This window comes from Pseudomonas migulae NBRC 103157 (assembly GCF_002091715.1).
Classification (GTDB): domain Bacteria; phylum Pseudomonadota; class Gammaproteobacteria; order Pseudomonadales; family Pseudomonadaceae; genus Aquipseudomonas; species Aquipseudomonas migulae_A.
Window position 1 is genome coordinate 1 of sequence record NZ_BDAG01000009.1, and the last position, 12,921, is coordinate 12,921.

Below are 12,921 nucleotides of genomic sequence, written 5' to 3' on the forward strand. Positions count from 1 at the left end.
AATTGCTGTTCGGGCTGGCGCTGGCACTGGCGGCCAGCCAGGTTTCGGCTGCCGATACCCTGCGTTGCGGCAGTCAGTTGATCAGCGTCGGGGACAGGTCCAGCGAGGTGTTGCAGAAGTGCGGTGAGCCGGTCAGCCGCGATCTGCTGGGCTACAAGCGCAGTGCCAATCGGCGGGAAGAATTCCAGGTCGAGGAATGGACCTACGGGCCCAGCGGCGGGATGTACCAGTACCTGCGGTTTGAAGGGAATCGGTTGAAGCAGATCACCAGCAAGCCGGCTCCTACAGTTTGGTTTTGCGGTGCCCACAATAGAACAGGCCCCGAACACGAATGTCCGGGGCCTGTAATGGCCACATCCTTGTGGCCGTCGCATGAACTCTCAAGTGGCGGCAGACGTATGACTCGGCTCGTCTACCGCGCCTCCTCCCAGTCCAGGCGAGAAGTCTTGCCTTACTCGGCTTTCAGGCCGTCAGCGGAGACCGCTTTGACGCCTTTGATTTTCTTGGTGATGGCCACAGCTGTAGCTTTCTGAGCGTCAGTCACCGCGACGGTAGACGACAGGGATACAACACCTTTGTTGGTTTCGACTTTGATGTCGGTACCAGGAATGCCTTTTTCGGTCACCAGGTCAGCTTTGACTTTGGTGGTGATCCAAGTGTCAGAGGTTGCTTCTTTGGCTTCTGTCACTTCACCAGCAGCCAGCACCATTGGAGACTGGGTAGCCTGGGTGGTTTGAGCAAATGCAGCGTTGGCCATGGCCAGGGTCAGCGCGGTAGCAGTAGCGGCAGCGATAGCGAACTTCTTCATACGAGTAACTCCTGTTTTTTCATAAAGTCTGCTGCGTGTCTTGTCAGCAGGGTTACTGGGTATATTGCGAACGCTGTGCCAATGTTGAGAACGGAAATAAATCTATATAAATCAATATGTTATACAAACAGCCAATTTTCGGAATCATGCAAATTGCATGACTTCGATTTTATGTACATGCAAGTTGCGGGTTTTGGTGTGGGCCTAAGGCCATGAATTTGCGGGGTTTTCTACGTCTCGTTAAGCACCACGGCGAATTTGACGTTTTTACCCCAAAAAAAAAAGCCCCATCTCACGATGGGGCATTCTTCTATTTACACATCTGCAGCATTACGTTGCAGAGGCCGTGCAACCAGGCGGTGCGTAATCGGCAGTGACGCCGGTTGCGCATGACCAGCCCGTAGTTGCGCTACGAGTAAGCGTAATGGTTTTACCTGCCACAGGTGCGGGGGCCTTCTGCAGCGTGCAAACAATGGTGCCAGCGCCGGACGCAACCGTACCGGTTACAGCGATGGCGCAGTTCTGCGTAGTCGTTCCAGCACCTGTCAGCGTGGTGGGTTCTGCAGTGCCGGCATTCATCAGGTCTTCAAACGAAACCTTCAATGCTGAAATTTCCGCCAACCCCGCCGTCACTTTCGCCCGTGCCTGATATTTCGAGTAAGCCGGCAACGCAAACGTCGCCAGAATCCCGATGATCGCCACGACGATCAGCAGTTCGATAAGCGTAAAACCTTTCTGAGTATTCATAGACAAGCTCCATGCATGAGTCGAAATCTCATGATCTGAACTAGCCACAGCACAGCCCATGCCAAGCCCTCACCCCCGCGTTTTCAGGGAATAAAAGCGACGCACGGCCCTTTCCTGCCCCAGGATCCGCACTATCTGACATTTTTTGTCACCACAGCAGCGCTGGTTTGGCTCCACCGGTTGACTAGGCTATAAGTCATGAACTGTCTGCGTCCGGTATCCCCATGAATGACATCGCCCTTAGCGGTCTGGCCAAGCAATTGGTCCTGGCCGAACTGCTCACTGACAAAAGCGCGCAACAGGCGTATCAGCAAGCCCAACGCCAGAAGCTCTCCCTGGTCAGTTATCTGGTACAGAACAAACTGGTGAAAAGTCGTCAGGTCGCCGAGATCGCCTCGGAGCATTTCGGCATGGCGCTGCTGGACCTCCACTGCCTGGACAAAGAGTCCCAACCCAAAGGGCTGGTCAGCGAAAAACTGGTTCGCCAGCACCAAGCCCTGCCCCTCTGGCGGCGCGGCAACAAGTTGTTCGTCGGGGTTTCGGACCCGACCAATTACCAGGCCATCAACGATATCCAGTTCAGCACCGGGCTGAACACCGAAGCCATTCTGGTTGAGGACGACAAGCTCAGCGACGCCATCGAGAAATTTTTCGACAGCCACAGTACCGGCCTGGAAGACATGGCCGATGTCGACCTCGATGGCGTCGACATCGAGTCGATCGATGACCGCAACCAGGACGCCATCGCCGGGCAAGACGCCGACGATGCGCCGGTGGTGCGCTTTGTCCACAAGATGTTGCTCGACGCGATCAAGAGCGGCTCCTCCGACCTGCACTTCGAACCCTACGAGAAAACCTACCGTGTGCGGATGCGCACCGACGGCATGCTGCGTGAAGTCGCCAAGCCGCCGATTCAACTGGCCAACCGCATCGCTGCGCGCCTGAAAGTCATGGCCAGCCTCGACATTTCCGAGCGGCGCAAACCGCAGGATGGGCGGATCAAGATGCGCCTGTCCAAGAGCAAGTCCATCGACTTCCGGGTCAACACCCTGCCGACCCTGTGGGGCGAGAAAGTGGTGATCCGGATCCTCGACCCGTCCAGCGCGCAAATGGGCATCGACGCCCTCGGCTACGAGCCGGAGCAGCAAGACCTGTACATGGCCGCGCTGAAGCAGCCGCAAGGGATGATCCTGGTGACCGGCCCCACCGGTTCGGGCAAGACCGTATCGCTCTATACCGGGCTGAATATTCTCAACACCGTGGACATCAATATCTCCACCGCCGAAGACCCGGTGGAGATCAACATGGAAGGCATCAACCAGGTCAACGTCAATCCCAAGCAGGGACTGGGTTTTGCCCAGGCGCTGCGCTCGTTCCTGCGCCAGGACCCGGACGTGATCATGGTTGGTGAGATCCGCGACCTGGAAACCGCCGAAATTGCCATCAAGGCCGCCCAGACCGGTCACCTGGTGCTGTCGACCCTGCACACAAACAGCGCCGCGGAAACCCTGACCCGCCTGCACAACATGGGCATTCAGGGGTTCAACATCGCCACCTCGGTCAGCCTGATCATCGCCCAGCGCCTGGCGCGCAAACTGTGCAGCCATTGCAAGAAACCCATCGACATTCCCCGCGAGGCATTGATCAAGGAAGGCTTTCCCGAGGAACGCATTGGCTCGTTCACGATCTATGAGCCGGTCGGTTGCGACCAGTGCAACGTTGGCTACAAGGGGCGCGTGGGGATTTATGAAGTGGTGAAGAACACACCAGACCTGCAACGGCTGATCATGGCCGAAGGCAATTCGTTGGAAATCGATATCCAGATGCGCAAGGACGGCTTCAACGACCTGCGTACTTCCGGGCTGATCAAGGCCATGCAAGGCATCACCAGCCTTGAAGAAATCAACCGGGTCACCAAGGACTGAACATGGCGGTCAAAGCAGCAAAAATCAGTGTGTACGCCTGGGAAGGCACGGATAAAAAAGGCACGAAAATGACCGGCGAACTCAGCGGCCAGAACCCGGCGTTGATCAAGGCGCAACTGCGCAAGCAAGGCATCAACCCAGGGAAGGTGCGCAAGAAATCCGCTTCGATTTTCAGCCTCGGCAAACGCATCAAGGCTCACGACATTGCCCTGTTCACCCGGCAGATGGCGACCATGATGAAAGCCGGGGTGCCGCTGTTGCAGTCGTTCGACATTATCGGCGAAGGCTTCGATAACCCGGCCATGCGCAAACTGGTGGACGACGTGAAACAGGAGGTCGCGGCGGGCAACAGCTTCGCCGCCGCCCTGCGCAAAAAACCGCAGTATTTCGATGAGCTCTACTGCAACCTGGTGGATGCCGGCGAACAGGCCGGTGCGCTGGACACCCTGTTGGAGCGGGTCGCGACCTACAAGGAAAAGAGCGAAAGCCTGAAAGCCAAGATCAAGAAGGCCATGACGTATCCGCTGGCCGTGGTGTTCGTCGCGATCATCGTCACCGGGATTCTGCTGGTCAAGGTGGTGCCGCAGTTCGAGTCGGTGTTCAAGGGATTCGGTGCGCAATTGCCGGCGTTCACCGTGATGGTCATCGGCCTGTCGCAGTTCATGCAGGACTGGTGGTGGCTGATGTTGGGCGCATTGATTGCGGCGATATTCGGTGTACGCCATGCCTTCAAGACATCGCAAGCCTTTCGGGACCGGACAGACACCTGGCTGCTGAAACTGCCGTTGATTGGCACGTTGATGTACAAGTCCGCCGTGGCCCGTTACGCCCGCACGCTGTCGACCACCTTCGCCGCTGGCGTGCCGCTGGTCGAGGCGCTGGAATCGGTGGCGGGTGCGACCGGCAACATCGTGTTCAAGCGTGCGGTGTTGCGCATCAAGCAGGATGTGTCGACGGGGATGCAGCTGAACTTCTCCATGCGCACCTCCGGCATCTTTCCGAACATGGCGATCCAGATGACCGCCATTGGTGAGGAGTCCGGCGCACTGGATGACATGCTCGACAAGGTCGCGAGTTTCTATGAAGCCGAAGTCGACAACATGGTCGATAACCTCACCAGCCTGATGGAGCCGTTCATCATGGTGGTACTGGGTGTTATCGTCGGCGGCCTGGTGGTTGCGATGTACCTGCCCATCTTCCAACTCGGCAATGCGATCTGACATGCCCTTGAACGAAATCCTGACCGTGTACCCGCTGGCGTTTGTCGTCATTGCACTGGTGGTCGGCCTGCTGGTCGGCAGCTTCCTCAACGTGGTGATCTGGCGCCTGCCGAAAATGCTCGCACGCGAATGGCGATTGCAGGCCTACGACATTCTGGGCCTGCCCGGCGAAACACCGCAGCCGACCTACAACCTGATGCTGCCCCACTCTCAATGCCCGCACTGTGGGCACCGGATCCGCGCCTGGGAAAACATTCCGCTGCTCAGTTATGTGTTTTTACGTGGACGCTGCTCAAGCTGCGCTACACCCATCAGCAAACGCTATCCCTTGACCGAACTGGCGTGCGGCCTGCTGTCAGCGTTCATCGCCTGGCATTTCGGTTTCGGTTGGCAGGCCGTGATGGTGTTGGTGTTGAGTTGGGGCCTGTTGGCCATGAGCCTGATCGACGCCGAGCACCAACTGTTGCCGGATGTATTGGTGCTGCCGCTGCTGTGGCTGGGCCTGATCGTCAATAGCTTCGAGTTGTTCGTACCATTGACTGAGGCACTGTGGGGCGCCGTTGCGGGCTATATGGCGCTGTGGTTGGTGTTCTGGCTGTTCAAGCTGATCACCGGCAAGGACGGCATCGGCCACGGCGATTTCAAGCTATTGGCCATGCTGGGCGCCTGGGGAGGCTGGCAGATTTTACCGCTGACCATTCTGTTGTCGTCTCTGGTCGGTGCCGTTATCGGCGTTATTTTGCTGAGCCTGCGCAACGCGAAAACCTCGACGCCGATCCCCTTCGGCCCCTATCTGGCGATTGCCGGCTGGATTGCGTTGCTCTGGGGTGGTCAAATAACCGGCTTCTATTGGCAGTTTGTCGGTTTGAAATGAATACCCCTGTGGAAAAACCCTGGATTCTCGGCCTGACCGGTGGCATCGGCAGCGGCAAAAGCGCAGCCGCCCAGCACTTCATCGACCTGGGCGTGCATGTGGTCGATGCCGATCATGCCGCGCGTTGGGTGGTGGAGCCGGGCCGCCCGGCACTGGCGCAGATCGCCGAACATTTCGGCCCCGGCGTGTTGCAGGCCGACGGTCAACTGGATCGTGCGGCGTTGCGCAAACTGATCTTCGAAGTGCCGGAGCAACGCCTCTGGCTCGAGGCGCTTTTGCATCCGCTGATCGCCAGGGAAATCGCCGATCACTTGGGCAAGGCACAATCGCCTTACGCGATTCTGGTTTCGCCGTTGCTGATCGAGTCCGGGCAGCACGCCATGACCCAGCGCGTGCTGGTGATCGATGCGCCCGAACAACTACAGATCGAACGCACCCTGCAGCGCGACCAGACCAGCGAACAACAGGTCCAGGCGATCCTCAAGGCACAATCCAGCCGCCAGGATCGCTTGAGCCATGCCGACGATGTGGTGGTCAACGACCGCGACCTCGCCTGGTTGCACAGCGAGGTCGAACGCCTGCATCACTTTTACCTAACATTGCGTGGAGGCCAGTCATGAGCCAGATCCCAACCGTCGATTGCCCGACCTGCGGCGCCCCTGTCGAATGGAGCCCCGAGAGCAAATTCCGGCCGTTCTGCTCCGACCGTTGCAAACTGATCGACCTGGGCGCGTGGGCATCGGAAGAACACAAGATTCCGGTGGCACCCGATGCCGAGGACGAGTTGTTCAGCGGCGATTTCGACCCGCGTCACTGATCCCGATCGCCAGGGGCTGACGTGTGCCAGAAATCGACGAAATGAGTCAGTCCCTGACGCTGCTTTTTTGATCTTGACACCAACAAACTCGCATGCTAGCGAGTGCTATACTTCTTTCGGGTTGCATGAAGAGTGCAACGTTCCCCACGGGTAACAATACCGACGGTAAATCTCGGTTAACGGCTGCCGGACAGAGGAGGTCTGCAGCAAACGCGAGATGGGAGGTGTGGCATGAATCGACACTATTACATCAGTGACAATCTCGACGATCTTGAATCCGTTGAAAATGAACTGGAAGCCAACGGCATCAACTCCGAACAAATTCACGTGCTCAGTGAACAGGTGGCTGATGTTGAAGAGCATCACCTTCACGAGGTCAACTCGCTGATGAAACAGGATGTCGTTCACTCTGGCGAGATTGGTGCAGTGATCGGTGTGCCCCTCGCGGCGCTAATCCTTGCCGGCGCCTATTGGCTGGGCTGGACCGAATCCGCCGCAGGCTGGGTGCCGTTTATCTTCCTTGCCGTTGTCATATTGGGCTTCTGCATCTGGGAAGGCGGCTTTTTTGGTATTCAGGTGCCAAACGCTCACTTCCGCAATTTCAAACAGATGGTAGATATGGGCAAGCATGTCTTCTTCGTGGACGTTGAGCCGAATCAGGAATCGGTTTTGGAACGGGTCATCGAACATCATCCAAGACTGACGACCGCCGGCACGGGAACCGCAGCGCCTCACTGGACAGTAGCCTGGCTGCACAGATGGCATCAGTTCAAGCGAACGATATAAGCCATTTATTGCGGGATAGCTCCTGGAAGCTCAAGAGCATCCGGGAGTTGCTTATTGGCCGAAGAAAATGATCCGGCTGAGGAACACATAGTCCGCCTCGGTGGCCATCAAACCGACGAGCACCAATAAACACAAAGGTGGAACCAATATGGCGTAGACCATGGCCAACCGCTCCCAGGCCATGTGCATGAAGATGGAGACAATCAACCCTGCCTTCAGCAACATGAAAGTGATAATCAGGGCCCACCGAACGTAGCCATGGAAGTGGAAATAGTCGACCAGATACGACAGCGTGCTGAGAACAAATAACAGCCCCCAGATTTTAAGGTACAAGCTGATTGGATGTTGCTGGCCTTGAGCATGCGTCATCATCAGTGCTCCTCTACCATAAATAGAAAAAAGCAAAAATAAACACCCACACCAAATCCACGAAGTGCCAGTAAAGCCCGGCTATCTCGACGTTTTGATAGTTTCCGGAGCGCTCATAATCTCCCCGCAATACCTTCATCGCCACAATGCTGAGGTAGATGGCGCCGATTGACACATGCAGTCCGTGGAAGCCGGTAATCATGAAAAAGCTGGCACCAAATTGCGCCGCCCCCATGGGATTCCCCCAGGGACGCACCCCTTCTGAAATGAGCTTGCTCCATTCAAATGCCTGCATGCCGACGAAGGTCACACCCAAGGCAGCGGTCGCCAGCATCAGGGCAGTGGTTTTCGCACGATCACGGCGATAGGCGAAATTGACGGCCATGGCCATCGTGCCGCTGCTGCTGATCAGCACAAAGGTCATGATGGCGATCAGAATCAGCGGGATTTCTTTACCGCCGATCGTCAATGCGAATACTTCACTGGGGTTCGGCCAGAGGTCGGTGATGGTCATGCGTACCGACATGTAACCGGTCAAGAAACAGGTGAATATAAACGTGTCGCTGAGCAGGAAAATCCACATCATCGCCTTGCCCCAAGGCACCTGCTTGAACGCCTCTCTGTCCGAGGCCCAGTCGCTGGCGATGCCCTGCCATCCTGGTGCAGGCGGCAAGCCTGGTGGATTGGATGAGCCGGACTCGGCAGGGGCTTGTGGATGCGATGCCATGGCTTTTCACCTCAGGCCGCAAAATCTGGCAATGGCTTCATAGGTTTGCGGCGTGCTGGCCAGCAGCGCGAACAGTACGAACCAGAGACCCAGCAAGTAATGCCAATAGGTGGCACAGAGCCCTACCTTGGCGCTGAGTTGCGGCAACGGCACGCGATGCAGGAATTTAGCGCCGATGATGCTCCAGGCTATCAGCCCGCCCAGCAGGTGGAGCCCATGCATGCCAGTCAGCAGGTAGAAGAAACTGTTGGCCGGATTGCTGGCGACAAAGTAGCCCCAGGCGACAAACTGCTGCCAGACCCAGAGTTGCCCCACCAGAAAGGCAATGGCAAATACGCCCCCCAATGCAAAGCCAATGACCGTTGCGTCCTGTCGAGCCTGTCGGGCGGCCATGCGCGACCACTGCAGTGCAATGCAACTGAACACTAGAAAAGCCGAATTCAGCCAGAGTTGCCATGGATTGGCCAACGGCGCCAAGGGCTCTGTCAGGGGGAGCCAGTCGGCCATTTGTGAGCGGGCGATAAAGGCGATCAGGAAGAGAAGGAATAGCGAGCTCACCACGGCCAGAAACAAGTGCAGGCCTGTTTTTGCGATTTGGTTTCTTTTGGCCCCCGCGGCGGACTGAATACCTTCAGGATCGCGATTCCAACTGCCACCGGGGTCAGCGCCGTCGGCGTTTCTCAATAGGAGTCTGTTCATGTTTTAACGTCCGCAATCCTGGATCCGGCACTCAGTTGCCGCATCTGTTCCAGTTCCTCGGCGGAGACCGTTTGCGGAACGAAATCCTGTTCTATCCCCGGCACACTGTAGTCATAGCCCCAGCGATGCACGACCGGCAGCTTCTCTCCCCAGTTACCGTGAATCGGCGGGGTGTTCGGTGTTTGCCATTCCAGACTGGCGGCGCCCCAAGGGTTACTGCCAGCAGGCTTGCCCTTGAATACGCTCCAGGCCAGGTTGAACAGGAACAACAGTTGGGAAACGCCGACGATCAATGCGATTACCGTAATGAAGGCATTCAACTCTTGCGCCGACTGCGGAATGAACGCGTAGTTTTCATAAGCGTAGTAGCGGCGTGGCATGCCCTGGAAACCCAGGTAGTGCATAGGGAAGAAGATGGCGTAGGTGCCCAGAAAGGTTATCCAGAAGTGCAGCTTGCCCAGGGTGTCGTTCAACATGCGCCCGGTCACTTTCGGGAACCAGTGATAGAGGCCGCCGAACACCACCAGTACCGGCGCGACACCCATGACCATATGGAAATGGGCAACGACAAAGTAGGTGTCCGAGAGCGGGATATCCACAATCACATTGCCAAGAAACAACCCGGTCAAACCGCCCACCAGGAAGGTGACGATAAAGGCCAGGGCGAACAGCATCGGCACGGTCAGATGTATGTCGCCACGCCACAGCGTCAGGACCCAGTTGTAGACCTTCAGTGCCGTCGGCACCGCGATGATCAAGGTGGTGACGGCGAAGAAAAAGCCGAAGTACGGGTTCATTCCACTGACATACATATGGTGCGCCCAGACCACAAAGCTGAGTACGCCAATCGCAATAATGGCCCACACCATCATTCGGTAGCCGAAGATGTTTTTACGCGCATGCGTGCTGATCAGGTCGGAGACCAGACCAAACGCGGGGAGCGCGACGATATAGACTTCCGGGTGGCCGAAGAACCAGAACAGATGCTGGAACAGTATCGGGCTGCCACCTTGGTGATCGAGCTGCTGCCCCAGCGAGATCATCGCCGGCATAAAGAAACTGGTGCCCAACAGTTTGTCGAACAGCATCATGACCGCGCTGACAAACAACGCCGGGAAAGCCAGCAAGGCCATGATCGAGGCCATGAAGATTCCCCATACGGAGAGTGGCATGCGAAACAATGTCATGCCGTGCGTGCGCGCCTGCAACACCGTGGTGACGTAGTTCAACCCGCCCATGGTGGCGGCGACGATAAAAATCGCCAGTGAGACGAGCATCAGGACGATGCCCCACTCGACCCCCGGTGTTCCCTGAGAAATGGACTGTGGCGGATAAAGCGTCCAGCCCGAACCGGTGGGACCGCCGGGGACAAAGAAACTGGAGAGCAACACCACTACCGCCAGCAGGTAGAACCAGTAACTCAGCATGTTGACATAGGGGAAGACCATGTCACGGGCGCCCACCATCAGCGGGATCAGATAGTTACCGAAGCCACCCAGAAACAAGGCTGTCAGCAAGTAAATGACCATGATCATGCCGTGCATGGTCATCGCCTGGTAGTAAGCACTGGCATCCATGAACGCCAAAGTGCCGGGGAAGCCTATCTGTATGCGCATCAAGCCCGACAACACCACGGCGACAACGCCCACGAACAGAGCCGTCAAGGAATATTGAATGGCAATGACCTTATGATCCTGACTCCAGATGTATTTGGTCAGGAAACTTTTGGGTTCGTGCAGTGCTTCTGTTTCGGCTTGCTCCGCATAGGCCATCACGTCATCCTCCTGTCGAAGTTTCAGTGCATTCCTGGCTGCTTTACGGCTACTTACCTGTCTCCGCCTTGCTCGAGTCAGCATCGGCATTTGCTTTGGATTTGATAAACGCGATCAGCGCGTCCAAGTCCTTATCGCTCGGCGTCAAGGCCGGCATGAGGGCTGCATAGCCCTTGACGATTTTGGCACCGGGATCAAGAACCGATTCCTTTAAATACCCCTCATCGGCCTTTATGCTCGTACCGTCGGCAAGGGTTACTGTGGTGCCATACAGGCCCTGCCAGGTAGGGCCGACGCCCTTGTTGCCATCGACACTGTGGCAGGCCAGACAACCGAGCGACTGGGCCACCTGTTGTCCCTGCGCCACCAGGCTCTCACCTGGACCCGTCGCTCCGCTGGCAGGAGCTTCACTGTCTTGCGGTGCACCGCTCAGTGATTTGATCAGGGCGACGAGTGCACCCAGTTCATCGTCATTGAGAGTATAGGCCACCATGACCGGCGGGTAGCCCTGCACCAGACGGGCCTTCGGATCGAGGATCGACTCTTTCAGGTAGGCCTCATCGACCTTCACGCGGGTGCCATCGGCAAGCGGTTCAATGCGACCGTACAGCCCTTTCCATCCCGGGCCGAGACTGGCACTGCCATCCTGGCTATGGCAGGCACCGCAGCCATATTGTTCGGCCAACTGGCGACCTTTTTCCAGCACGCTACTTGGACTGGGCCTGGCAGCTGTCGTTAATGTCTGCGCAAAAGTCGGTTGACTGTTCAGCCATTGATCGAAGGCGCCCTGCTCCTCCACGATCATCTGGCCGCGCATGTTGTAATGACCTACGCCACAATATTCAGCGCAAAGGATTTCATATTTTCCGGTTTTGGTCGGTGTAAACCAGAAGTACGACACCATCCCTGGCACCATGTCCATCTTGCTGCGAATTTGCGGTATATAGAAATTGTGCAATACATCTTTAGATCGCAGTAAAACCTTTACCGGACGATCGAGCGGAAGTCTGATTTCATTACTTTTAACAAGCACATCGTCCTGCCCGGCAGGATCCTTGGGATCAACGCCAAACGGGTTGGCGGAATCAACCAACTTGATTTCCGACTTGCCCAGCTTCCCGTCTTTGCCGGGAAAACGAAAGGCCCACTGCCACTGCTGGGCGACCACTTCTAGTTCATAAGCATCTTTCGGCACCCGGATGAAATCATTGTAAACAACCAGACCGGGCGCCAGCATTGCGGCAATACCTATCGAGGTAACGACAATTAACCAAAACTCCAGTTTTTTACTTTCTGGCTGGTAGTGCGCCCTGGCACCCTCCTTGTGACGATAACGCATCACGGCGACGGCCATAAATACCGTGATGGCGATGAAAAATATTCCGCTAATGATCAGGGTGATGAACAGGGTGGTGTCTATTGACCCCCAGTTGGAAGCTGCCGGAGTTGCATGCCAAGGCGCTAGAACATGGAAGAGCACTGATGCAATAACGATTAGTATCAAGATAATTGCTATTGCCATTTTCTCTTCATCCTATTCCTGTTGCTCATTGGTTATGCGCAAGCATCGCCACGGACGTCCAGGCAGGGCAGACAAGTACCACCCGTGGTGGCAAGTCAGTAAAAAGTATAGTGCCATCGGGTTGGGCCGTGAGGTCGGCGAGCGGGACCCGGTTGCCAGCTATACTCAATCTCAGATTCGCATGGCAGGGATCGGCCAGAAGCGGCCCCTGAAAACGAACCCCGGCCATGCGTAATGATCAGATAAGTGATGGCATTGAGAAGAGACAAAAGCTAAGGAATCCAGCAGCCCACGACGGAGGTTTCGTTATGAGTGCCCTGACGATCGAAGGCTGGTGCAGAACCGGCGACGACAAAAAGTCCACCCCAATAGGTGAAATCCAATTTTACGTCGATGGCCCCCTTCATCTGCGCCTGGAGCAGGCTGAAGAACGCCTACAGAAGACCCATGAGCCTGAAGCCATGGTCGATGTCGACATGAGCACCCTGGATTTGGAACTGCCAGAGGGATACGCCCCCTTGTCCGACTGCCAAATGCGCGTCTATTTGCACAGCGAGCGCGGTCAGTTCCATCTGGTGGGGCACCGAGCGAGCGATAGCAGCTTGATTTATTCCAACGCGGTTTTAATTGATCAACTGCTAGATTGAATCGTCGG

The 12,921-nt window shown here is 56.5% G+C and carries 14 protein-coding genes and 1 pseudogene; 8 read left to right on the top strand and 7 right to left on the bottom strand.

Features of this window, described 5'->3' with window-relative positions; all coding sequences use genetic code 11:
* Window positions 1–2: 2 nt before the first annotated feature.
* Window positions 3–275 (top strand): annotated as a pseudogene (locus PMI01S_RS08960) (DUF2845 domain-containing protein); the annotation flags it as partial.
* Window positions 276–451: 176 nt separating this feature from the next.
* Here the strand turns inward: PMI01S_RS08960 and PMI01S_RS08965 are convergent.
* Window positions 452–808: a BON domain-containing protein gene (locus tag PMI01S_RS08965; RefSeq protein ID WP_084319363.1), complete on the bottom strand. Its 357-nt coding sequence runs from the start codon at window positions 806–808 to the stop codon at window positions 452–454.
* Between the two features lie 330 nt (window positions 809–1,138).
* Window positions 1,139–1,555, bottom strand: coding sequence for a pilin (locus tag PMI01S_RS08970; protein WP_084319365.1), 417 nt, complete (start codon window positions 1,553–1,555; stop codon window positions 1,139–1,141).
* A gap of 224 nt (window positions 1,556–1,779) precedes the next feature.
* Here PMI01S_RS08970 and pilB point away from each other — a divergent pair, with 224 nt between their 5' ends.
* From pilB to PMI01S_RS09000, 6 genes are all read left to right on the top strand, one after another.
* Window positions 1,780–3,480, top strand: coding sequence for a type IV-A pilus assembly ATPase PilB (gene pilB / locus PMI01S_RS08975; RefSeq protein ID WP_084319367.1), 1,701 nt, complete (start codon window positions 1,780–1,782; stop codon window positions 3,478–3,480).
* Window positions 3,481–3,482: 2 nt separating this feature from the next.
* Window positions 3,483–4,700 carry a type II secretion system F family protein gene (locus PMI01S_RS08980; protein WP_084319369.1) on the top strand — a complete coding sequence of 406 codons (1,218 nt, stop codon included), beginning with the start codon at window positions 3,483–3,485 and terminating at the stop codon, window positions 4,698–4,700.
* Window position 4,701: 1 nt separating this feature from the next.
* Window positions 4,702–5,574: a prepilin peptidase gene (locus PMI01S_RS08985; protein ID WP_084319371.1), complete on the top strand. Its 873-nt coding sequence runs from the start codon at window positions 4,702–4,704 to the stop codon at window positions 5,572–5,574.
* Entirely contained in the window at window positions 5,571–6,194 is a 624-nt protein-coding gene (gene coaE, locus PMI01S_RS08990) for a dephospho-CoA kinase (RefSeq protein ID WP_084319373.1), read from the top strand. Before PMI01S_RS08985 ends, coaE begins: the two co-directional genes overlap by 4 nt.
* The gene (gene yacG / locus PMI01S_RS08995) at window positions 6,191–6,391 is read left to right on the top strand and encodes a DNA gyrase inhibitor YacG (RefSeq protein ID WP_084319375.1); all 201 of its coding nucleotides are present in this window, start codon (window positions 6,191–6,193) and stop codon (window positions 6,389–6,391) included. The genes coaE and yacG overlap by 4 nt, the downstream gene beginning before the upstream one ends.
* A 231-nt stretch (window positions 6,392–6,622) precedes the next feature.
* Window positions 6,623–7,177 (top strand): NAD/FAD-utilizing enzyme apparently involved in cell division, encoded by a 555-nt coding sequence (locus PMI01S_RS09000; RefSeq protein WP_084319377.1) that lies wholly within the window; start codon window positions 6,623–6,625, stop codon window positions 7,175–7,177.
* 51 nt (window positions 7,178–7,228) lie between these two features.
* Here the strand turns inward: PMI01S_RS09000 and PMI01S_RS09005 are convergent, their stop codons facing one another.
* The 5 genes from PMI01S_RS09005 to PMI01S_RS09025 are packed head-to-tail and all read right to left on the bottom strand — an operon-like array spanning window position 7,229 to window position 12,266.
* Window positions 7,229–7,546 carry a cytochrome C oxidase subunit IV family protein gene (locus PMI01S_RS09005; RefSeq protein ID WP_084319614.1) on the bottom strand — a complete coding sequence of 106 codons (318 nt, stop codon included), beginning with the start codon at window positions 7,544–7,546 and terminating at the stop codon, window positions 7,229–7,231.
* A gap of 13 nt (window positions 7,547–7,559) precedes the next feature.
* Entirely contained in the window at window positions 7,560–8,273 is a 714-nt protein-coding gene (locus PMI01S_RS09010; protein WP_084319379.1) for a heme-copper oxidase subunit III family protein, read from the bottom strand.
* A 6-nt stretch (window positions 8,274–8,279) separates the two neighbouring features.
* A complete protein-coding gene (locus tag PMI01S_RS09015; RefSeq protein WP_084319381.1) occupies window positions 8,280–8,972 on the bottom strand; it encodes a cytochrome c oxidase subunit 3 in 693 nt (230 codons plus the stop codon).
* A complete protein-coding gene (ctaD, locus tag PMI01S_RS09020) occupies window positions 8,969–10,744 on the bottom strand; it encodes a cytochrome c oxidase subunit I (RefSeq protein ID WP_084319383.1) in 1,776 nt (591 codons plus the stop codon). The genes PMI01S_RS09015 and ctaD overlap by 4 nt, the downstream gene beginning before the upstream one ends.
* A 49-nt stretch (window positions 10,745–10,793) precedes the next feature.
* The gene (locus PMI01S_RS09025; protein WP_084319385.1) at window positions 10,794–12,266 is read right to left on the bottom strand and encodes a cytochrome c oxidase subunit II; all 1,473 of its coding nucleotides are present in this window, start codon (window positions 12,264–12,266) and stop codon (window positions 10,794–10,796) included.
* 308 nt (window positions 12,267–12,574) lie between these two features.
* Between PMI01S_RS09025 and PMI01S_RS09030 the strand changes: the two genes are divergently transcribed.
* The gene (locus tag PMI01S_RS09030) at window positions 12,575–12,913 is read left to right on the top strand and encodes a hypothetical protein (RefSeq protein ID WP_084319616.1); all 339 of its coding nucleotides are present in this window, start codon (window positions 12,575–12,577) and stop codon (window positions 12,911–12,913) included.
* Window positions 12,914–12,921: the final 8 nt, after the last annotated feature.

Bases quoted from the DNA above. Each gene is read 5' to 3' on its own strand.
- PMI01S_RS09005 (WP_084319614.1), bottom strand. From the start codon at position 7,546: ATGACGCATGCTCAAGGCCAGCAACATCCAATCAGCTTGTACCTTAAA.
- PMI01S_RS09015 (WP_084319381.1), bottom strand. From the start codon at position 8,972: ATGAACAGACTCCTATTGAGAAACGCCGACGGCGCTGACCCCGGTGGC.
- coaE (WP_084319373.1), top strand. From the start codon at position 5,571: ATGAATACCCCTGTGGAAAAACCCTGGATTCTCGGCCTGACCGGTGGC.
- PMI01S_RS08965 (WP_084319363.1), bottom strand. From the start codon at position 808: ATGAAGAAGTTCGCTATCGCTGCCGCTACTGCTACCGCGCTGACCCTG.
- PMI01S_RS09010 (WP_084319379.1), bottom strand. From the start codon at position 8,273: ATGGCATCGCATCCACAAGCCCCTGCCGAGTCCGGCTCATCCAATCCA.
- PMI01S_RS09000 (WP_084319377.1), top strand. From the start codon at position 6,623: ATGAATCGACACTATTACATCAGTGACAATCTCGACGATCTTGAATCC.
- PMI01S_RS08985 (WP_084319371.1), top strand. From the start codon at position 4,702: ATGCCCTTGAACGAAATCCTGACCGTGTACCCGCTGGCGTTTGTCGTC.
- pilB (WP_084319367.1), top strand. From the start codon at position 1,780: ATGAATGACATCGCCCTTAGCGGTCTGGCCAAGCAATTGGTCCTGGCC.
- PMI01S_RS09025 (WP_084319385.1), bottom strand. From the start codon at position 12,266: ATGGCAATAGCAATTATCTTGATACTAATCGTTATTGCATCAGTGCTC.
- PMI01S_RS08980 (WP_084319369.1), top strand. From the start codon at position 3,483: ATGGCGGTCAAAGCAGCAAAAATCAGTGTGTACGCCTGGGAAGGCACG.
- PMI01S_RS08970 (WP_084319365.1), bottom strand. From the start codon at position 1,555: ATGAATACTCAGAAAGGTTTTACGCTTATCGAACTGCTGATCGTCGTG.
- PMI01S_RS09030 (WP_084319616.1), top strand. From the start codon at position 12,575: ATGAGTGCCCTGACGATCGAAGGCTGGTGCAGAACCGGCGACGACAAA.
- ctaD (WP_084319383.1), bottom strand. From the start codon at position 10,744: ATGGCCTATGCGGAGCAAGCCGAAACAGAAGCACTGCACGAACCCAAA.
- yacG (WP_084319375.1), top strand. From the start codon at position 6,191: ATGAGCCAGATCCCAACCGTCGATTGCCCGACCTGCGGCGCCCCTGTC.